Annotated in this window: 17 protein-coding genes; 13 read left to right on the top strand and 4 right to left on the bottom strand. The window is 70.8% G+C overall.

Features of this window, described 5'->3' with window-relative positions:
* Positions 1-37: 37 nt before the first annotated feature.
* Positions 38-199 (bottom strand): hypothetical protein, encoded by a 162-nt coding sequence (locus GRC12_RS10745; RefSeq protein WP_208778967.1) that lies wholly within the window; start codon positions 197-199, stop codon positions 38-40.
* A 207-nt stretch (positions 200-406) separates the two neighbouring features.
* Between GRC12_RS10745 and GRC12_RS10740 the strand changes: the two genes are divergently transcribed.
* The 13 genes from GRC12_RS10740 to pgi all read left to right on the top strand — a co-directional run bounded on the left by GRC12_RS10740 (position 407) and on the right by pgi (position 16,697).
* Positions 407-1,081 (top strand): response regulator transcription factor, encoded by a 675-nt coding sequence (locus tag GRC12_RS10740; protein WP_208778966.1) that lies wholly within the window; start codon positions 407-409, stop codon positions 1,079-1,081.
* Positions 1,082-1,149: 68 nt separating this feature from the next.
* Complete coding sequence (gene uvrC / locus GRC12_RS10735) at positions 1,150-3,210, top strand: excinuclease ABC subunit UvrC (protein ID WP_208778965.1); 2,061 nt, start codon at positions 1,150-1,152, stop codon at positions 3,208-3,210.
* On the top strand, positions 3,207-4,193 hold the full coding sequence (gene rapZ / locus GRC12_RS10730; protein WP_208778964.1) for an RNase adapter RapZ: 987 nt from the start codon (positions 3,207-3,209) through the stop codon (positions 4,191-4,193). The genes uvrC and rapZ overlap by 4 nt, the downstream gene beginning before the upstream one ends.
* The gene (locus GRC12_RS10725) at positions 4,190-5,257 is read left to right on the top strand and encodes a gluconeogenesis factor YvcK family protein (protein ID WP_208778963.1); all 1,068 of its coding nucleotides are present in this window, start codon (positions 4,190-4,192) and stop codon (positions 5,255-5,257) included. Before rapZ ends, GRC12_RS10725 begins: the two co-directional genes overlap by 4 nt.
* Positions 5,248-6,237, top strand: coding sequence for a DNA-binding protein WhiA (gene whiA, locus GRC12_RS10720; protein WP_208778962.1), 990 nt, complete (start codon positions 5,248-5,250; stop codon positions 6,235-6,237). Before GRC12_RS10725 ends, whiA begins: the two co-directional genes overlap by 10 nt.
* Positions 6,238-6,383: 146 nt before the next feature.
* A complete protein-coding gene (locus GRC12_RS10715; protein ID WP_208778961.1) occupies positions 6,384-9,338 on the top strand; it encodes a M14 family metallopeptidase in 2,955 nt (984 codons plus the stop codon).
* 228 nt (positions 9,339-9,566) lie between these two features.
* Positions 9,567-10,574 (top strand): type I glyceraldehyde-3-phosphate dehydrogenase, encoded by a 1,008-nt coding sequence (gap, locus tag GRC12_RS10710; RefSeq protein WP_133042677.1) that lies wholly within the window; start codon positions 9,567-9,569, stop codon positions 10,572-10,574.
* A 125-nt stretch (positions 10,575-10,699) separates the two neighbouring features.
* Positions 10,700-11,911 carry a phosphoglycerate kinase gene (locus GRC12_RS10705; RefSeq protein ID WP_208778960.1) on the top strand — a complete coding sequence of 404 codons (1,212 nt, stop codon included), beginning with the start codon at positions 10,700-10,702 and terminating at the stop codon, positions 11,909-11,911.
* Positions 11,912-11,918: 7 nt separating this feature from the next.
* On the top strand, positions 11,919-12,695 hold the full coding sequence (gene tpiA / locus GRC12_RS10700; protein ID WP_208778959.1) for a triose-phosphate isomerase: 777 nt from the start codon (positions 11,919-11,921) through the stop codon (positions 12,693-12,695).
* 94 nt (positions 12,696-12,789) lie between these two features.
* Positions 12,790-13,023, top strand: a complete 234-nt coding sequence (secG, locus tag GRC12_RS10695) for a preprotein translocase subunit SecG (protein ID WP_133042674.1) — start codon at positions 12,790-12,792, stop codon at positions 13,021-13,023.
* Between the two features lie 227 nt (positions 13,024-13,250).
* Positions 13,251-13,586 carry an RNA polymerase-binding protein RbpA gene (locus GRC12_RS10690; RefSeq protein ID WP_003976875.1) on the top strand — a complete coding sequence of 112 codons (336 nt, stop codon included), beginning with the start codon at positions 13,251-13,253 and terminating at the stop codon, positions 13,584-13,586.
* Positions 13,587-13,720: 134 nt separating this feature from the next.
* Entirely contained in the window at positions 13,721-14,989 is a 1,269-nt protein-coding gene (locus GRC12_RS10685; protein WP_208778958.1) for an MFS transporter, read from the top strand.
* A 52-nt stretch (positions 14,990-15,041) separates the two neighbouring features.
* Positions 15,042-16,697, top strand: coding sequence for a glucose-6-phosphate isomerase (gene pgi, locus GRC12_RS10680; RefSeq protein ID WP_208778957.1), 1,656 nt, complete (start codon positions 15,042-15,044; stop codon positions 16,695-16,697).
* Positions 16,698-16,952: 255 nt separating this feature from the next.
* On the opposite strand, the gene GRC12_RS10675 is transcribed toward pgi, so the two are convergent.
* The 3 genes from GRC12_RS10675 to GRC12_RS10665 all read right to left on the bottom strand — a co-directional run bounded on the left by GRC12_RS10675 (position 16,953) and on the right by GRC12_RS10665 (position 20,770).
* Complete coding sequence (locus tag GRC12_RS10675) at positions 16,953-19,235, bottom strand: ABC transporter permease (protein ID WP_208778972.1); 2,283 nt, start codon at positions 19,233-19,235, stop codon at positions 16,953-16,955.
* A gap of 273 nt (positions 19,236-19,508) precedes the next feature.
* Positions 19,509-20,258, bottom strand: coding sequence for an ABC transporter ATP-binding protein (locus tag GRC12_RS10670; RefSeq protein WP_133042669.1), 750 nt, complete (start codon positions 20,256-20,258; stop codon positions 19,509-19,511).
* Positions 20,255-20,770, bottom strand: a complete 516-nt coding sequence (locus tag GRC12_RS10665; RefSeq protein ID WP_133042668.1) for a PadR family transcriptional regulator — start codon at positions 20,768-20,770, stop codon at positions 20,255-20,257. Before GRC12_RS10665 ends, GRC12_RS10670 begins: the two co-directional genes overlap by 4 nt.
* Between the last annotated feature and the right edge of the window lie 119 nt (positions 20,771-20,889).

Genomic DNA, 20,889 nt, shown 5'->3' with positions numbered 1-20,889 from the left:
GGGCGGTCGTGTCGGACGGAGAGGCGTCCGTCCGGCTCTAGGTGCGGCCCGTGCCGCCGTGATCAGTGCTCGGCGGGCGCTTGGCCCGCACGATCTCGTGGTCCCGCGGATCCAGCAGCTCGTTCCACGCGTGCGTGTCGTCCTGGTACCGGCGGGCGCGGACCGGCCGCCGTGGCTTCTCCATCCGCGTCCGACGCATTTCCGCAGCCCTTCGACCCGTGGCCGGCCGGCGCCTCGCCCGGACCGGCCGGTCCGCCTTGCTCTGCACTGCATCGAGAATCGCCCGGGACCGGCTCCGTTGTCGTCACCGCGAGCCTCCAATCCCGCTTCCGGCTAGCCGGAACCCCGTGGGTGCGGCAGGCTGTTGGGGCGCGCACCGATCGGCCGGGCAAGGGGAGCCGGGACCATGGACGACGCATCGCAGCATCCGGCACGGGGACGGGTCGTCCTCGCCGACGACGACGTGCTGCTCCGCGAGGGACTCGCCAGCCTGTGCGAGCGGGTCGGATACGACGTGGTGGGGCAGGCCGGAGACGCCGTGGGCCTCCTCGAACTGGTCGCCGGGCACCGCCCCGACCTCGCGATCGTCGACATCAGGATGCCGCCGGACCACTCCACCGAAGGACTCAAGGCGGCCCGCACCATCCGGGAGCGCCACCCCGACACCGGCATCCTGGTCCTCTCGGCGTTCGTCGAGGTCGAGGAGGCGCTGGAGCTGCTGGCGAGCGGCCGCAAGGTCGGCTATCTGCTCAAGAGCCGGGTCACGGCCGTCGACGAGTTCATCGAGGCCCTGGAGCGCGTCCGGCGGGGCGGCTCGGTCGTCGACCCCTCCCTGGTGCAGGAGCTGTTCTCGGCCCAGCGCCGCGACGACCCCCTCGCCCAGCTCAGCGCCCGGGAGCGCGAGGTCCTCGCCCTCATGGCCGAGGGCCGCTCGAACGCGGGCATCGGCCGCCGTCTGTGGGTCACCGAGGGCACGGTCGAGAAACACGTCCGCAGCATCCTCGGCAAGCTCCACCTCACCGAGGACACCGACGACCACCGCCGGGTCCTGGCCGTCCTGACCTTCCTGGAGTCACGCTAGGCGGAGTCCGGCCAGGCGTTGTCCACAGGCCCGACGCGGTGTCAGTCCTCGCCAGTAGGGTGTGAGACATGGCCGACCCCTCCAGCTACCGCCCCCAGCCGGGACAGATCCCGGACTCTCCCGGGGTGTACAGGTTCCGTGACGAGCACCGCCGGGTGATCTACGTCGGAAAGGCGAAAAGCCTGCGCCAGCGCCTGGCGAACTACTTCCAGGACCTGGCGAACCTGCACCCGCGCACCCGGACGATGGTCACCACCGCCGCGTCCGTGGAGTGGACCGTGGTGTCCACGGAGGTCGAGGCCCTGCAGCTGGAGTACTCCTGGATCAAGGAGTTCGACCCCCGGTTCAACGTCAAGTACCGCGACGACAAGAGCTATCCGTACCTCGCGGTGACGATGAACGAGAAGTTCCCGCGCGTGCAGGTGATGCGCGGCCACAAGCGCAAGGGCGTCCGGTACTTCGGGCCCTACGGACACGCGTGGGCCATCCGGGACACCGTCGACCTGCTGCTGCGCGTCTTCCCCGTACGCACCTGCTCGGCGGGCGTCTTCAAGAACGCCACCCGCACCGGCCGTCCCTGTCTGCTCGGTTACATCGGCAAGTGCTCGGCGCCCTGCGTCGGCCGCGTCGACCCGGAGGAGCACCGCGAACTGGCCGAGGAGTTCTGCGACTTCATGGCCGGCCGCACGGGCACGTACATCCGCCGCCTGGAGAAGCGGATGACCGAGGCGGCCGAGGAGATGGAGTACGAGCGCGCAGCGCGTCTGCGCGACGACATCGAGGCCCTGAAGAAGGCCATGGAGAAGAACGCGGTCGTGCTCGCCGACGCGACCGACGCCGACCTGATCGCCGTCGCCGAGGACGAGTTGGAGGCGGCCGTGCAGATCTTCCACGTGCGCGGCGGACGCGTGCGCGGCCAGCGCGGCTGGGTCACCGACAAGGTCGAGGAGATCACCACCGGCGCCCTCGTCGAACACGCCCTGCAGCAGCTCTACGGCGAGGAGAAGGGCGACTCCGTCCCCAAGGAGGTCCTGGTGCCCGCCCTGCCCGACCCGGTCGAGCCCGTCCAGGAGTGGCTCACCGACCGCCGCGGCTCGGGCGTCTCGCTGCGCATCCCGCAGCGCGGCGACAAGAAGGCCCTGATGGAGACCGTGCAGCGCAACGCCCTGCAGGCCCTCGCGCTGCACAAGACCAAGCGCGCCTCGGACCTCACCACGCGCTCGCGTGCCCTGGAGGAGATCGCCGAGGCCCTCGACCTCGACAGCGCTCCCCTGCGTATCGAGTGCTACGACATCTCGCACCTCCAGGGCGACGACGTCGTGGCCTCCATGGTGGTCTTCGAGGACGGTCTGCAGCGCAAGAGCGAGTACCGCCGCTTCCAGATCAAGGGCTTCGCCGGCCAGGACGACGTCCGCTCCATGCACGAGGTGATCACCCGCCGCTTCCGGCGCTACCTCGCGGAGAAGGAGAAGACCGGTGAGTGGGTCGAGGACGGTCACGAGGACGGCCTCGCGGGTGACCTCGGCACAGGTCTCAAGGACGAGGACGGCCGCCCGAAGAAGTTCGCCTACCCGCCCCAGCTGGTCGTGGTCGACGGCGGCCAGCCGCAGGTCGCCGCCGCCAAGAAGGCCCTCGACGAGCTCGGCATCGACGACATCGCCGTCTGCGGCCTCGCCAAGCGACTGGAGGAGGTCTGGCTGCCGGACGAGGACGACCCGGTCGTCCTGCCCCGCACCAGCGAGGGCCTCTACCTGCTGCAGCGCGTCCGCGACGAGGCCCACCGCTTCGCGATCACCTACCAGCGCACCAAGCGGGCCAAGCGCTTCAAGGCCAGCCCCCTGGACGAGGTGCCCGGCCTCGGCGACACCCGCAAGCAGGCACTGCTGAAGCACTTCGGTTCGCTCAAGAAACTGCGGTCCGCCACCATCGACCAGATCTGCGAGGTCCCCGGCATAGGCCGCAAGACGGCCGAGACGATCGCCGTGGCCCTCGCCCAGGCGGCTCCCGCCGCACCCGCCGTCAACATGACGACTGGAGAGATCATGGAGGAGGAACCCGGCACCATGGGTTCCGGTGGGGAGCCCGTGACGACGGGCGCCCCGGACGAACGACGGGGGCAGGAGACATGAATGTGAACGAGCACGACGAGCACGACGAGCACGACGAGCAACACGGACAGACGGACCAGGGCGGAGACGAAGCACAGGTGAGTACGGGCACGACCGGCGACCAGGGCGGGCTCCCCGAGGCAGCCATCCCCGAGCTGGTGATCATCTCCGGAATGTCGGGCGCGGGCAGGTCGACGGCCGCCAAGTGCCTGGAGGACCTCGGCTGGTTCGTCGTCGACAACCTCCCGCCCGCGCTGATCCCCACCATGGTGGAGCTCGGCGCCCGGTCGCAGGGCAACGTGGCACGGATCGCGGTCGTCGTGGACGTCCGCGGCCGCCGCTTCTTCGACAACCTCCGCGAGTCACTCGCCGACCTGGAGGCCAAGAACGTCACCCGGCGGATCGTGTTCCTGGAGTCCTCCGACGAGGCCCTGGTGCGCCGCTTCGAGTCGGTGCGCCGCCCGCACCCCCTGCAGGGCGACGGCCGGATCGTCGACGGCATCGCCGCCGAGCGCGAGCTGCTGCGCGAGCTGCGCGGCGACGCCGACCTGGTCATCGACACCTCCAGCCTCAACGTGCACGAGCTGCGCGCCAAGATGGACGCCCAGTTCGCCGGCGAGGAGGAGCCCGAGCTGCGGGCCACCGTGATGTCCTTCGGCTTCAAGTACGGCCTTCCCGTGGACGCCGACCTGGTCGCCGACATGCGCTTCCTGCCCAACCCGCACTGGGTCCCGGAGCTGCGCCCCTTCACCGGCCTCAACGAGGAGGTGTCGGCGTACGTCTTCAACCAGCCCGGCGCCAAGGAGTTCCTCGACCGCTACGCCGAGCTGCTCCGGCTGATCGCCGCCGGCTACCGCCGCGAGGGCAAGCGGTATGTGACGATCGCGATCGGCTGCACCGGCGGCAAGCACCGCTCGGTGGCCATGTCGGAGAAGCTCGCCGCGCGTCTGGCGGCCGAGGGCGTGGAGACGGTGGTCGTGCACCGGGACATGGGACGCGAATGACGGAGCGCTCTGTGCGGCTGAGCAGGCTGCGCCGGACGGTTCCCGAGTCGCGTGCCGGCCGGTCCGTGGAGGCCCGCGGTGCCCGGCCGCGCCGGCGCGGTGCCCAGCCCAAGGTCGTCGCCCTCGGCGGCGGCATGGGCCTGTCCGCCTCGCTCGCCGCCCTGCGCCGGATCACCGGCGACCTCACCGCCGTCGTCACCGTGGCCGACGACGGTGGCTCCAGCGGGCGCCTGCGCGACGAGCTGGGCGTGCTGCCGCCCGGCGACCTGCGCAAGGCGCTGGCCGCGCTGTGCGGTGACGACGACTGGGGCCAGACCTGGGCCCGGGTCATCCAGCACCGCTTCCACTCCCAGGGCGACCTGCACGACCACGCGGTCGGCAACCTCCTGATCGTCGCCCTGTGGGAGCAGCTCGGCGACCACGTCCAGGCGCTGGACCTGGTGGGCAAGCTCCTCGGTGCGCACGGGCGCGTGCTGCCCATGTCCGCCGTCCCGCTGGAGCTGCAGGCCCTGGTCAAGGGGCATGATCCGGCGCGGCCGGAGGACGTGGACACCGTGCGCGGACAGGCGACCGTGGCGCTCACGCCCGGCGAGGTGCAGTCCGTGCACGTCGTGCCGCACGACCCGCCCGCCGTTCCGGAGGCCGTCGAGGCCGTGCTGGACGCGGACTGGGTGGTGCTCGGCCCCGGCTCCTGGTTCTCCTCGGTCATCCCGCACCTGCTCGTGCCGGAACTGCTGGACGCGCTCACCGAGACCAAGGCGCGCCGGGTACTCTCGCTGAACCTCGCCCCGCAGCCCGGAGAAACCGAGGGCTTCTCCCCGCAGCGTCATTTGGAGGTTTTGGGACGACACGCCCCTAAACTCGCCCTGGACGTGGTGCTGGCCGACGAGGCCGCCGTGCCCGACCGCGACGTGCTCACCGAAGCCGCAGGGCGGCTCGGAGCAGCGGTCGAGCTGGCCCCGGTGGCCCGGAGGGACGGAACTCCGCGGCACGACCCGGAGCTGCTGGCCGCCGCGTACGACCGTATTTTTCGGATGCATGGAAGGATCGGCCCATGGCGATGACGGCAGCGGTGAAGGACGAGATCTCCCGGCTCCCCGTCACCCGGACCTGCTGCAGAAAGGCGGAGGTCTCCGCCATCCTGCGGTTCGCCGGCGGCCTCCATCTGGTCAGCGGGCGCATCGTGATCGAGGCGGAGCTGGACACCGCGATGGCGGCCCGGCGCCTGAAGCGGGACATCCTGGAGATCTTCGGCCACTCCTCCGAGCTGATCGTGATGGCGCCCGGCGGACTGCGCCGCGGCTCGCGTTACGTCGTCCGGGTCGTCGCCGGCGGTGACCAGCTGGCCCGGCAGACGGGTCTGGTGGACGGGCGGGGCCGCCCGATCCGCGGCCTGCCCCCGCAGGTGGTCTCGGGGGCCACCTGCGACGCGGAGGCCGCCTGGCGCGGCGCCTTCCTGGCGCACGGCTCGCTCACCGAACCCGGCCGCTCCTCCTCCCTCGAGGTGACCTGCCCCGGCCCCGAGGCCGCCCTCGCCCTGGTCGGCGCCGCCCGCCGCCTGTCGATCGCCGCCAAGGCCCGCGAGGTGCGCGGCGTGGACCGCGTGGTCGTCCGGGACGGGGACGCGATCGGCGCCCTGCTCACCCGCCTCGGCGCGCACGAGTCGGTGCTGGCCTGGGAGGAGCGCCGGATGCGCCGCGAGGTCCGGGCCACGGCGAACCGTCTCGCCAACTTCGACGACGCCAACCTCCGCCGTTCCGCGCGTGCGGCGGTCGCCGCCGGCGCTCGCGTCCAGCGCGCGCTGGAGATCCTCGGCGAGGAGGTCCCCGAGCACCTCGCGGCCGCCGGCCGGCTGCGCATGGAGCACAAGCAGGCCTCGCTGGAGGAGCTGGGCGCACTCGCCGACCCGCCGCTGACCAAGGACGCCGTCGCCGGCCGCATTCGCCGCCTGCTGGCGATGGCCGACAAGCGCGCCTCCGACCTCGGCATCCCGGGCACGGAGTCCACTCTCACCGAGGAGATGGCCGACAACCTCGTCGGCTGACCAGGTTCCAACCCGTCGGTGCCGACGCCCACTTGGGCCGTCGGCACCGGCGTTTGACTGTCTTTGAGGCACCCTTGACTCGGCTGAGAAGTGGCATGAGCCTGGCAACACTTCGTCGCCGTGACGAAGGACGGCTAGGGGGGTTCATGAGACACAGAGCGAGATCGATCCTCGCTGTCGGCGCGCTCCTGATCGGGGGAGCGAGCCTCGCACCCATCGCCCAGGCACAGAACGGACCGTCACAGGGTTCGGATCCCAATGAGGTCAACGTCTACCGCGCGGACGTCACCGCCAGGCAGGTACCCCTGCTGCTGGCGGCCGGACAGGACGGCCAGGAGCTCGCCGAGCAGGTCCCCGCGAAGGGCACGGCCTCGGTCGAGCTCTATCTCACCGGTCGGCAGGCCCACCAGCTCGAGAAGCAGGGCGTCGACCTCACCGAGCACACACTTTCGGCCAAGGCCGAGAAGCGGGTCGACAACGCCGCCCAGGGCGTGTTCCGCCCGTACGGCGGAAGCGGCGGCATCAAGGAGGAGATCGTCCGCACCGGGCAGCAGAACCCCGGTCTGACCAAGGTCGTCTCCATCGGCAAGACGATCAACGGCCAGGACATCCTCGCGCTCAAACTGACCAAGGACGCGAAGAAGTCCAAGGACGGCTCGAAGCCCTCCGTGCTGTACCTGTCCAACCAGCACGCGCGCGAGTGGATCACGCCGGAGATGACCCGCCGGCTGATGCACTACTACCTCGACCACTACAGGACCGACAAGCGCATCAGGAAGATCGTCGACTCCACCGAGCTGTGGTTCGTGATCTCGGCCAACCCCGACGGCTACGACTACACCTTCAAGAACTCCGACACCCGTCTGTGGCGCAAGAACCTGCGGGACGTCAACGGCGACGGCGTCATCTCCACCGGCGACGGCGTCGACCTCAACCGCAACTTCGCCTACAAGTGGGGCTACGACGACGAGGGTTCGTCCCCCAACCCCACCAGCGAGACCTACCGCGGCGCGAGCCCCGGCTCCGAGCCCGAGACCAAGGCGCTCGACGCCTTCGAGAAGCGCGTCGGCTTCTCCTACGGCGTCAACTACCACTCCGCCGCCCAACTCCTCCTCTACGGCGTCGGCTGGCAGGTGGCCACCCCGACCCCCGACGACGTCGTCTACAAGGCGCTCGCCGGCACCCCGGACAACTCCGCGATCCCCGGCTACCGTCCGCAGGTCTCCTCGGAGCTGTACACCACCAACGGCGAGGCGGACGGCCACGCGGCGAACGTCAACGGCATGTCGATGTTCACCCCCGAGATGTCGACCTGCCAGACGGCCTCCAACCTCGACCCGAACGACCAGTGGAACGCGGCCGACTGCCAGTCCGTGTTCAACTTCCCGGACGACGAGAAGCTGATCCAGCAGGAGTTCGTCAAGAACATCCCCTTCGCGCTCTCGGTCGCCGAGACCGCCCAGCACCCGGACACCCCCTCCTCCTCGCTCGGCCTGAAGGCCGCCGACTTCACCCCGGCGACGTTCTCCACGTCCTACTCCCGCGGCGCCGACCAGGAGGTCTCCGTCGTCGCCCGCAAGGCGATCCGCGGCAAGGAGCTCAACTACCGCGTCAACGGCGGCCGTACGAAGGACGAGCCGCTGAGGGCCTGGAAGGGCGGCGAGACCTACGGCGGCGACGACAACCTGCACTTCGACGAGTACCGGGCCAAAGTCCGGGACGGCGACCCGGGCGACAAGGTCGAGGTGTGGTTCACCGGCCGCGGCAGGAGCGGCAAGAAGGTCTCCAGCGAGCACTTCACCTACACCGTCGCCCAGCGCGCCAAGGCCGACACCCTCGTCGTCGCGGAGGAGGGCGCGACCGCCACGCAGGCGCAGACCTATGTGGACGCGCTGAAGGCGAACGGCCGCAAGGCCCTCGTCTGGGACGTCGCCACCCAGGGCGCGCCCGACGCGCTCGGCGTGCTGAAGCACTTCAGGACCGTGGTCCACTACACGGGCGCGAGCGTCCCCGGCAACGCCACCCAGCTCCAGCTGCGTGCCTACCTCAACGAGGGCGGCAAGCTGATCGAGGCGGGCGAGCAGGCCGGCGGCAACGTCGACCTCGGCGGCGGCACCCTGTCCAACGACTTCAGCCAGTACTACCTGGGCGCCTACTCCCGTACGTCGACGCCCGGGGCCACCGGCTTCACCGGCTCCGGCGAACTCGGCGGCTTCAGCGGGGCCCTCGGCGCGGCGCCCGGCAACCCCCTCGACAGGGCCGGCACCTACAGCGTCACCTCCGACTCGCTGCCCGCCGACAAGTACCCGCAGTTCGCCAGCGCCGGCGCGGGCCAGTTCGCCGGGACCGTCAACCCGTACGGGCCCTACGCGGGTTCCTCCATGGCGGCCGCCGTGCACACCGACGACGCCTACAAGCGCCTCACCCGCACCATCGACCTCACCGGTGTGGCGGCGGCCCAGCAGCCGACCCTGCGCAGCCAGTTGCTGTGGGACACCGAGCCCGGCTACGACCATGTGATCGTCGAGGCCCACACCGTCGGCGCCGACGACTGGACCACCCTCCCGGAGAAGGGCGGCGCGAGCAGCAAGACCGTGCCCGCGGAGTGCGGGGCGGGCTTCCTGATCAACGAACACCCGTGGCTCAAGCACTACCTGACCATCGGCGACAACGCGTGCACCGCCACCGGCACCAGTGGCGCCTGGAACAGCCTCACCGGCGCCTCCAGCGGCTGGCAGCAGGTCAACTACGACCTGAGCGCCTACGCCGGCAAGTCCGTCCAGGTCTCCATCAGCTACGTCACCGACCCGGGCACCGGCGGTCACGGCGTCCTCGCCGACGACGCCTCGCTCGTCCTCGGCGGCACGGCGACGCAGACGGAGGGCTTCGAGACCTCGCTCGGCGCCTGGAGCGTGACCGGACCGCCCGCGGGCAGCCCGGCCGTGCTCAGGGACTGGGAACGCACGGGCGCCCTGTTCAAGACGTACGGCGCCGTCACCACCGACCGGACCGTGCTGCTGGGCTTCGGCCTGGAGCACGTCACCGCGGCGGCGGACCGTGCCGCACTCGTCAAGAAGGCGCTCGCCGCCCTGGAAGGGTGAACAGGCTGGTCAACGATGACCAGCACTCCGTAGTCAAAAAGAGTGACCGGACGTTTCGAGCCGGGCGGTCCGTACCCCTACTGGCGGGTACGGACCGCCTGCCCGTGTATGCGGCAATCCGATGTCACTCCGCGGCCCTCAGGGAGGTAGGGTCGGGGGTGGTCGGGGACATCCCAAACAGAGCTCGCCGGCACCGCATGGCCGGCGTACCAACGAGGAGATCGGTTCGTGACGATCCGCGTAGGCATCAACGGCTTCGGTCGTATCGGTCGCAACTACTTCCGCGCGCTGCTGGAGCAGGGTGCTGACATCGAGATCGTGGCTGTCAACGACCTGGGTGACACCGCGACCACCGCTCACCTGCTGAAGTACGACACCATCCTGGGCCGCCTCAAGGCCGAGGTCTCGCACACCGCCGACACCATCACCGTCGACGGCAAGACCATCAAGGTCCTGTCCGAGCGCAACCCCGCCGACATCCCGTGGGGCGAGCTGGGCGCCGACATCGTCATCGAGTCCACCGGCATCTTCACCAAGAAGGAAGACGCCGCGAAGCACATCGCCGGCGGCGCCAAGAAGGTCATCATCTCGGCTCCGGCCAAGGATGAGGACATCACCATCGTGATGGGCGTCAACCAGGACAAGTACGACCCGGCGAACCACCACGTCATCTCCAACGCCTCCTGCACCACCAACTGCGTGGCGCCGATGGCGAAGGTCCTCGACGAGAACTTCGGCATCGTCAAGGGCCTGATGACGACGGTGCACGCGTACACCAACGACCAGCGCATCCTGGACTTCCCGCACAAGGACCTGCGTCGCGCGCGTGCCGCCGCCGAGAACATCATCCCGACCACCACGGGTGCCGCGAAGGCCACCGCGCTGGTCCTCCCGCAGCTCAAGGGCAAGCTGGACGGCATCGCCATGCGCGTCCCGGTCCCGACCGGCTCGGCCACCGACCTCGTCGTGGAGCTGTCCCGCGAGGTCACCAAGGACGAGGTCAACGCCGCGTTCAAGAAGGCCGCCGAGGGCGAGCTGCAGGGCTACCTGACCTACACCGAGGACGAGATCGTCTCCTCGGACATCGTCAGCGACCCGTCCTCCTGCACCTTCGACTCCTCCCTGACCATGGTCCAGGAGGGCACGTCGGTGAAGATCCTCGGCTGGTACGACAACGAGTGGGGCTACTCCAACCGCCTCGTCGACCTCACGGTCTTCGTCGGCAACCAGCTCTGATCCACGGAGCAGGCACTTTGCTGTGAGAACAGGGCTCGGGCGGCGCAGGGACGCGCCGCCCGGGCCCTGACTCACGTACAGAACAGCTCTCGTACGATCAGAGCAGCCCTCACCAGGAGTCCCTCATGAAGACGATCGACGAACTTCTCGCCGAAGGCGTGGACAACAAGCGGGTCTTCGTCCGCGCCGACCTCAACGTGCCGCTCGCCGACGGCCTCATCACCGACGACGGCCGCATCCGCGCCGTACTGCCCACCGTCAAGGCCCTCGTCGAGGCGGGCGCCAAGGTGGTCGTCGCCTCGCACCTGGGCCGCCCCAAGGGTGCCCCGGACCCCGCCTTCTCGCTGCTGCCCGCCGCCGAGCGCCTCGCCGAACTGCTCGGCGCCCCCGTCGCGTTCGCCCAGGACACCGTCGGCCCCGCCGCCCATGACGCGGTGAACGGCCTCCAGCCCGGCCAGGTCGCGGTCATCGAGAACCTGCGCTTCAACGCCGGCGAGACCTCCAAGGACGACACCGAGCGCGGCGAGTTCGCCGACCAGCTCGCGGCCCTCGCGGACGTCTACGTGGGTGACGGTTTCGGCGCGGTGCACCGGAAGCACGCCTCGGTCTTCGATCTTCCGGCCCGGCTGCCGCACTACGCGGGCTACCTCATCGCCACCGAGGTCGGCGTCCTGAAGAAGCTCACCGAGGACGTCAAGCGCCCCTACGTCGTCGCGCTCGGCGGCGCCAAGGTCTCCGACAAGCTCGCGGTCATCGACCAGCTGCTCGGCAAGGCCGACCGTCTGCTCATCGGCGGCGGCATGGCGTACACCTTCCTCAAGGCCAAGGGCTACGAGATCGGCAAGTCCCTGCTCCAGGAGGACCAGATCCCCGCGGTCCTGGAGTACATCGAGCGCGCCGAGAAGACCGGCGTCGAGCTGGTCCTGCCCGTCGACGTCGTGGTCGCCCAGGAGTTCCCGGACCTGGCGAGCAAGGCTCCGGCCAACCCCACCACCGTCGCCGCCGACTCCGTCCCCGGTGACCAGATGGGCCTGGACATCGGTCCCGAGTCCCGCAAGCTGTACGCCTCGAAGATCACCGACGCCGCCACCGTCTTCTGGAACGGCCCGATGGGCGTCTTCGAGCACCCCGATTTCGCCGAGGGCACCAAGGCGGTCGCCCAGGCCCTCCTCGACTCCCCGGCCTTCACGGTCGTCGGCGGCGGCGACTCCGCCGCGGCCGTCCGCCTCCTGGGCTTCGACGAGACCGCGTTCGGACACATCTCGACCGGTGGCGGCGCCTCCCTCGAATACCTCGAGGGCAAGACGCTCCCCGGCCTCGCCGCACTGGAGGACTGACCCCGCTATGACCACTCGCACGCCCATCATGGCGGGCAACTGGAAGATGAACCTCAACCATCTCGAGGCCATCGCGCACGTCCAGAAGCTCGCCTTCGCCCTCGCGGACAAGGACTACGAGGCCGTCGAGGTCGCCGTCCTGCCGCCCTTCACCGACCTGCGCTCCGTGCAGACCCTGGTCGACGGCGACAAGCTCAAGATCAAGTACGGCGCCCAGGACATCTCGCGGCACGACTCCGGCGCCTACACCGGCGAGATCTCCGGCCCGATGCTGGCCAAGCTGAAGTGCACCTACGTCGTGATCGGCCACTCCGAGCGCCGGCAGTACCACGCCGAGACCGACGAGATCGTCAACGCCAAGGTCAAGGCCGCCTACAAGCACGGTCTGACCCCGATCCTGTGCGTCGGCGAGGAGCTGGACGTGCGCGAGGCGGGCAACCACGTCACGCACACGCTCACCCAGGTCGAGGGCGGTCTCAAGGACCTCCCCGCCGAGCAGGCCGAGTCCGTCGTGATCGCCTACGAGCCGGTGTGGGCCATCGGCACCGGCAAGGTCTGCGGCGCCGAGGACGCCCAGGAGGTCTGCGCCGCCATCCGCGCCAAGGTCGCCGAGCTGTACACCCAGGAGCTGGCCGACCAGGTCCGCATCCAGTACGGCGGCTCCGTCAAGGCGGGCAACGTCGCCGAGATCATGGCCCAGGCCGACATCGACGGCGCTCTCGTGGGCGGCGCGTCCCTCGACGCCGACGAGTTCGTCAAGATCGTGCGCTTCCGCGACCAGTGAGTATGCGCTAGGCCCGATCCGTCGTACCCTTGCGGGGTCCAGCACTGTGCCGGACCCCGCGTGTACATCCGAATCCGAGGAAGTTGGTCCAGCCGTGGTTTTGGGGTTCTCGATCGCCCTGATCGTCTTCAGCCTGCTGATGATGCTGCTGGTGCTGATGCACAAGGGCAAGGGCGGCGGTCTCTCCGACATGTTCGGTGGCGGCATGCAGTCCTCCGTCGGCGGCTCCTCGGTCGCCGAGCGCAACCTCGACCGCATCACCGTGGTGATCGGTCTGCTGTGGCTGGCGTGCATCGTCGTGCTCGGCCTCCTCATGAAGTCGTCCTGACGACGAACAGCCGAGCGGCAACCCGCACACAGCACCTCCATTCCGCACGTAAGGCCCCATGTTCGGTACGCGCAGCTGAGCGCGGCCTATCATGGGGCTTGCGTCTGGGTGTGGGGCTTGTAACTCCAACCACTGGACGTGCGTTGGGCCTTACGTAGACTGAGGCGCTCGCAACGAAGCGACACGCCGACTCGCTTCGCGGCACCATCACGCAGGGAGTTACGACCGTGGCAAGTGGCAACGCGATCCGAGGAAGCCGGGTCGGGGCGGGGCCGATGGGCGAGGCCGAGCGCGGCGAGTCCGCGCCGCGTCTGCGCATCTCCTTCTGGTGCTCCAACGGGCACGAGACGCAGCCCAGCTTCGCCAGCGACGCGCAGGTTCCCGAGACCTGGGACTGCCCGCGCTGTGGCTTCCCGGCCGGACAGGACCGGGACAACCCGCCGGACCCGCCGCGCACCGAGCCCTACAAGACGCACCTCGCGTACGTCCGGGAGCGGCGCAGCGACGCGGACGGCGAGGCGATCCTCGCCGAGGCGCTCGCCAAACTGCGGGGCGAGATCTAGGAATTGACGGCCGGCCGGGCACCCCAGCGGGTGCCTGGCCGGACTTGTCTTCGTCGCCGGGGCCGACCGCCTCCGGACCGATTGTCAGTGGTGCCCTCTACGGTTTGTGCAGACGCGAATCGTGAGGGGGAGACGTGACGACGGTCGAGTCCGCGGGCGGGTGTGCGCCCACGTGGCGCGGAGGGTTCGGGCGGTTGTGGACGGCCGCGGTGGTCTCCCGGTTCGGAGACGCGCTGCGCGGAGCCGCCCTGCCCCTGCTCGCCGCCTCGCTGACGGACCGGCCCCTGCTCATCGCGTCCGTCACCGCCTGCGGCTATCTGCCCTGGATCGTCTTCGGGCTGCTCGGCGGCGCGGTCGCGGACCGGGTGGACCAGCGGCGCGCGATGTGGACGGTGGACGCGGTACGAGGGCTGCTCGTCGCCGCGTTCGCCGTGGCCGTCGCACTCGGTCACGCCTCCATCGCGCTGATCATCGCCCTCGCCTTCGCCCTGACCACCCTCCAGACCCTGTTCGACAACGCCTCCACCGCCCTGTTGCCCGTCCTGGTCGACCGCGCCGCGCTCGGCAGCGCCAACGCCCGGCTGATGACCGGGCAGCAGATCGCGGGCGGTCTGATCGGCGCGCCCGTGGTGCCCCTGCTGATCGCCGCGGGGGCCGCCGTCCCCTTCGTGGCCGACGCGGGCACCTTCCTGGTGGCCGCCGCGCTGGTCGCCTCGCTGCGGACCGAGGCGCCCGAGCGGCCAGCGGCACCGGCGGGCAGCACCCTGCGCCGGGAGATCGCCGACGGTCTGCGCACCCTGTGGCACGACCGGGCCCTGCGCGGACTCTGCGCCGCCACGGCCCTGTGCAACATCGGCATGGGCGCGCTGATCGCCACGCTGGTCATCCTGGTCACGGGGTGGCTCGACGCCGGCACCGTCGGATACGCGGCGGCGACCACCGCGTACACCGTCGGCGGGCTCGCCGGGGGAGTGGTGAACCGGCGCGCCACCGCCCGGCTCGGGGCCCCGCGCGCCGTACTGCTCGCCGGCCTCGTGCAGATCGGCGCCCTGGTGGTGATGGGCGCCGTGCGGAGCCTGACGGCGCTGGTGACGGCCCTGGCCGTGTTCGGTTTCATGGGCATGGTGTGGAACGTCAACACCACCACGCTCACACAACAGCGCGCGCCCGCCGAGATGCTGGGCCGGGTCAGCTCCGCCTTCCGCACCCTCGCCGTCGCGGGGGCACCGCTGGGCGCACTGCTCGGGGGCGCCGCCGCCACCGCCTGGGGACCGGGCGCCCCGCCCCTGCTGACCGCCGCCTTCTTCGTCCTGGCCGTCATCGCGCTGATACCTGTCCGCAAGCCGGACGTACCTGTTGTTGCGCCGGGCGACGACGCCATGACGGCTCGCGCACCGCGCTGATCAACTAGGTTGGAACAGCTGGGACAGGCACGAAAGAAGGCTGAAGTCGGACATGAACGCAGACGGCCGTACCAGGCTCAACCAGACGCCCGAGTGGACCGCGCTGGCCAAGCACCGCGAGGAGCTCGCCGACACGGGCCTGCGGGAGCTCTTCTCCGCCGACCCGGGCCGCGGCACCGGCTACACGCTGCAGGTGGGCGACCTGTACGTCGACTACTCCAAGCACCTGGTCACCGACGAGACCCTGCGGCTGCTGCGCGAACTGGCCGCCGCCACCGATGTGTTCGGGCTGCGGGACGCCATGTTCCGCGGCGAGAGGATCAACACCACGGAGAACCGCGCCGTGCTGCACACCGCCCTGCGCGCCCCGCGCGACGCGGTGATCGAGGTCGACGGCGAGAACGTGGTGCCCGGGGTGCACGCGGTCCTCGACAAGATGGCCGACTTCGCCGACCGGGTGCGCTCCGGCGCGTGGACCGGACACACCGGCAAGCGCATCAGGAACATCGTCAACGTCGGCATCGGCGGCTCCGACCTCGGGCCCGCGATGGCCTACGAGGTGCTGCGCAGCTACACCGACCGCGATCTCACGGTCCGCTTCGTGTCGAACGTCGACGGCGCCGACCTGCACGAGGCCACCCGCGACCTGGACGCGGCGGAGACGCTGTTCGTCATCGCCTCCAAGACCTTCACCACCATCGAGACGATCACCAACGCGACCTCGGCACGTGCCTGGCTGCTCGATGAGCTGAAGGCCGGTCAGGAAGCCGTCGCCCGGCACTTCGTGGCCCTGTCGACCAACGCCGGCAAGGTCGCCGACTTCGGTATCGACACGGCCAACATGTTCGAGTTCTGGGACTGGGTCGGCGGACGGTACTCGTACGACTCGGCGATCGGCCTGTCCCTGATGATCGCGATCGGCCCGGACCGCTTCCGGGAGATGCTCGACGGCTTCCGGCTGGTCGACGAGCACTTCAGGACCGCGCCCGCCGAGTCCAACGTCCCGCTGCTGCTGGGCCTGTTGGGCGTCTGGTACGGCAACTTCCACGGTGCCCAGTCGCACGCGGTGCTGCCGTACAGCCACTACCTCTCCAAGTTCACGGCGTATCTGCAGCAGCTGGACATGGAGTCCAACGGCAAGTACGTGGGCCGGGACGGGCAGGAGGTCGACTGGCAGACCGGGCCGGTGGTGTGGGGCACCCCGGGGACCAACGGGCAGCACGCGTACTACCAGTTGATCCACCAGGGCACGAAGCTGATCCCGGCGGACTTCATCGGGTTCGCCGAGCCCGTGGCCGAGCTGAGCGAGGGGCTGAAGGCGCAGCACGACCTGCTGATGGCCAACTTCTTCGCCCAGACGCAGGCGTTGGCCTTCGGCAAGACCCCGGACGAGGTGCGGGCGGAGGGGGTGCCCGAGGAACTGGTGGCGCACAAGACCTTCAAGGGCGACCACCCGACCACCACGATCCTCGCGCGCGAGCTGACGCCGTCCGTGCTCGGCCAGCTGATCGCGCTGTACGAGCACAAGGTGTTCGTGCAGGGCGCCGTGTGGAACATCGACTCCTTCGACCAGTGGGGCGTCGAGCTGGGCAAGGTGCTGGCCAAGCGGGTGGAGCCGGCGCTGACGGAGGGCGCCGAGGTGCCGGGTCTGGACGAGTCCAGCAAGGCGCTGGTGGCCAGGTACCGGGAGCTGCGCGGCCGGCAGTGAGGTGACCGGCGGCGCGCCGCCTGCTGGTGGGTGACCGGCGGCGCGCCGACTGCCTGTTGGTGATCGGCGGCGCGTCGCCTGCCCGTTGGCGGCCGGAGCTGTACCGTCTGCCCGTTGGCGGCCGGCGGCCTACCGCACGCCTGTTGGTGATCGGCGGCGCGCCGCTCGCCTGTTGAGGCGGTGCGTCCCGTCCGTTGCGGTTGCGGCGGGGCGCCCGTCAGGCGGGCGTCCCCCAGCTGCCCGCGCTCCCCGCGTTCAGGCCACCGCCGTCAGAGTGTCCGCCAACCGGCGTCGGGCCGCGCGTGCCGCCGGCAGGGCCGCGAGGGCGGTCGCGCCCAGGACCGCTGCCGTGCCGAACAGCGCCAGCAGCAGTGACGGCGGGTTCTGGGCGATGCCCGAACCGATGCCGCTCGATCTCCCCTGGGCGTCGATCAGCCAGCGTGCGAGGGGGGCGCCCAGGATCGTGCCGACGAGGACGGCGGCCAGGGCGGTGCAGCCGGTGGCCGTGACGGTGATCGCGGTGATCTGGCGCGGGGACAGGCCGATGGCCTTGAGGGCGAGCAGATCGCGTTCGCTTTCACGGACCATGCCGCCGATGGCGGTGAGCAGTTCGACGATCCCGATCAGGGCGAGGACGCCGATCAGTCCGACGACGACCGAGCGCAGCGGGGAGAGCCCCTCGGCCGGGTTGGTGACGGCGTGCACCTCCAGCTGTCCGTGCCCGGCGCCGGTCAGCCGGGCGGCGACCGTGTGCGGGTCGGCGCCGGGGCGCAGGCGCAGCTGGTAGACGCTCGGGGTCAGCCGCGGGTCGTTCTCGCGGAGGGTGTCGAGGGACGTGGAGATGACCCGGCCGGCGTTCTCCGGCTCGATGCTGCGGCCCACGATGTGCAGGATCTGCGGCCGGTCGCCGACGGTCATGCGCACCCAGTCGCCGACCCGGGTGTGCGTCAGGTCGAGCAGGCCCTGCCCGGCCACGGCCTCTTCACTGCCGCGCGGCAGGCGGCCCTCGGCGAGGGTGTAGGGGTACGGGTCCTGCCGGGTGCCGAGGCCGCGCAGGGCGATCGTCGCGGTCTGGTTGGCGACGAGCGCGGCCACCTCCACGCTCGGATAGACGGCGGCGACCTGCGGATCCCGTGCCAGCAGCGCACGGGCGTCGTGCTCGTCGAGCCCCGCGTCCGTGTGCACGGACAGCGCGGCGGGCAGCCCGATCCGCTCGGGCCGGCTCTGGGCCCGGTCGATGGTGGTCCACGCGCTCATCGCCACGACCATCAGCAGCAGCGGCAGGGCCAGCCGGACGATGGTCGCCAGCGAGCGGACCCGGCGGGTGAAGGCCGTGTGCCAGCCCAGGACCAGCGCGGGGGGCAGCCGTACGCCGAGCGCCCGCCGCGCCACCCCCGACAGACGTCCGCCGCGCGCCACCGCGGGGCGGGGTACCGGTACGGGCGGAACTCGTCCCGCTCGCCAGGCCGCGAGGCCCGTCGTTGCGCCGATGAACAGGACCGCGCCGGCCGGGATCGCGAACAGAGCCGGTGTGTGGCCGGGCAGGCCCTGCCAGACGCCGACCGCGTCCCCGAGCCGGCCCGGGATGCGGCTGCCCAGGGCCTGCGTCAGCGCCGCCGCGCCGACGGCGCCGAGGAGGGCGTAGACGATGTGCTGGAAGAGGAACACCCGGACGACCTGGGCCGGGGTGAAGCCGATCGCCTTGAGGACCGAGATGTCGCGGAGGTGGCCGCGGATACGGGTGGCGATCGCGCCGTGCACCGCGAGCCCGGCCGCGATCAGCGCGCCCAGGCCGAACAGGCCCAGTACCTGGCCGAGCAGCCGGTTGTCGCCCTGGGCCTCGGCGCGCGCCTGTTTCCAGGTGGAGATCTCGCCGATGGTGCCGGGGCCGAGTTCGGCGGCGGCGCGCAGGAGGATGTAGACCGTGTCCTCGGGGTTGGTCAGGCGCAGGCCGATGACCTGGCCGGTGGGGTGCGGTACGGCGGAGGGCAGGGCCCAGACCAGGCCGGGCTGCTCCCCTGGGCTGTAGCGGGGCTCCGCGCTGTCGGCCACGCCCAGGACGGTCACGGTCCGTGCCGTACCGGGCAGGGTCAGCCGGTCGCCGGGCGCGGCGAGCAGGGCGCGGGCCAGGTGGCTCTCCAGGACGACGCCGTCGGGGGTGCCGGGGTCGAGCCAGCGGCCGGCGGTGACCAGCGGGTTGCCGACCGTGGGGCGTTCGGGTGTCACGCGGAGCTCGACGGCGGCGCGGGTGCCGCGGGAGACGAGGGTGGTGGAGGCGGTGGGGTAGGGGCCGGCGACGGACTCGACGCCGTCCAGTCGCGCCAGCTCGCGCACGTCGGCCGTGGGGCTGGTGTGGATCCAGACGTGCGCGCCGCGTGCCTGGGTGAAGACGCGCTGCCAGGGATTGGTGGCGTACCCGAACAGGGCGGTCGCCAGCAACAGGGACACGACGATCCCGGCGGTGGCGAGCACGAGGAACAACGCCTCACCCCGATGCGCCCGCAGATCGGAGTGCGCCCAGCGCAGAGTCGCCCACACCCCGATCAGCCCCTCACCCGGCACGGGGCCGCCCACCGGCCGAGGCCGCAGGCCGACATCTCCGCGGCCGCCCGATCCTGGCCGAAGGCCGACAGCCGGGCGCGGCCGCAGTGGACTTGTCGGATCCGCCGGGGACGGGGATCGCTCGCGGGGTCGGCGGTCGCCGCCGGTTCAGGCGCACGGCAGCAGTCACGCGTCGGCAGCGGCAGCCACGTGCCGGTGTCGACCGCCCGCTTGAACGACCGCTTCAAGGTGTCGTCGTGCGTCCGCATGTCAGTCCTTGAACTCCAGTACCCCGGAGATGCCGGCCCGGCGGGACAGGGTGTCGTCCAGGTCCGCGTCGTCGGCTATGCGGCCGTCGAAGAAGCTGATCACCCGGTCCGCTGCGCTCGCCAGCCGGGCGTCATGGGTGACCAGCACGATCGTCTGGCCCCGGCCGTGGAAGCGGGACAGCAGCCGCATCACCTCGCGCGTGCCCTTGCTGTCGAGGCTGCCGGCGGGCTCGTCCGCGAGCAGCAGGGGAGGGTGGTTGACCAGGGCCCGGGCCAGCGCGACCCGCTGCTGCTCGCCGCCGGACAGCTCACCCGGCAGGCTCCGTTCCTTGCCGGCCAGACCCAGCTCGCCCAGCAGCTCCTCCCGCTCCGCGCGCGCCCGCTTCGGCGACACCCCGGCGAGCAGCGCCGGCAGCTCCACGTTGTCGGCGACGGACAGGTTCGAGACCAGGTTGAAGAACTGGAAGACGATGCCGATCCGCTTCCTGCGCTCCACCGCCCAGCGCGCCTCGCTCCATCCGTCCGCGCACTCGCCGTCCAGCCACACACTGCCGGAGTCCGGACGCTGCAGCCCGCCCAGCAGATGCAGCAGCGTCGACTTGCCGGCCCCGGACGGCCCGGTGACGGCCACGAACTCGCCCCGCCGCACCCGCAGACCGACCCCGCGCACCGCATGCGCCGGGGCACCCTCGCCGTGATGCGTCTTGACCAGGCCCTCGGCACGCAGCACGGGAGCGGGACGCTCGCTCATTCCAGCTCCTCCAGCTCTTCCTGGCACCGCTCCAGCCAGTCGAGGTCGGCCTGCAGGTGCAGCATCGCGCCCTCGATCAGCAACTGGGCGATGCGGTTGTCCCGGTCTTCGGCGGCGGCCAGCTTCGACAGCTGCCGCATGGTGTTCAGATACTGTCGCCGCTGCTTGTTGATCAGCGCGATCTGGTCGGCGAGACCCGTCTGCGGGGCGAGCGCCAGTTTCATGAAGAACTCGTCCCGCACCCGGGGCTCGTCCTCGGGCTCCTCGAACCAGGCACGCAGTGCGGCCCGCCCGGTGTCGGTGAGGTGGTAGACCTTCTTGTTGGGCCGGCTGGACTGCTCGACGTCCTCGCCCTCGATCAGTCCCTGCTTCTCGAGGCGGCCGAGGGTCACGTAGACCTGGCCGACGTTCGGCTGAGGGTACGCGGAGCCCAGCAGTTGCTCAAGGTCCTGCTTCAGCTCGTAGCCATGGGCCGGACCGCGCGCGAGAAGGGCCAGGAGGGGCAGGCGCACGGGTGCTGTCCTCCTGTTCGCCTAATGTGGGCCAGACCCTAGTATCGCCCATACCTAACAGGTATACATGGCCTCTGACTCCGGGCAAGGGTGCCCGGTGCCGGGTGGTGTGCAAGGAG

The sequence above is a fragment of the Streptomyces griseorubiginosus genome, from assembly GCF_017614965.1.
Lineage (GTDB): Bacteria > Actinomycetota > Actinomycetes > Streptomycetales > Streptomycetaceae > Streptomyces > Streptomyces griseorubiginosus_B.
Note: the sequence above shows the minus strand (reverse complement) of the source record. Positions and strands in the feature narration are given on the sequence as shown.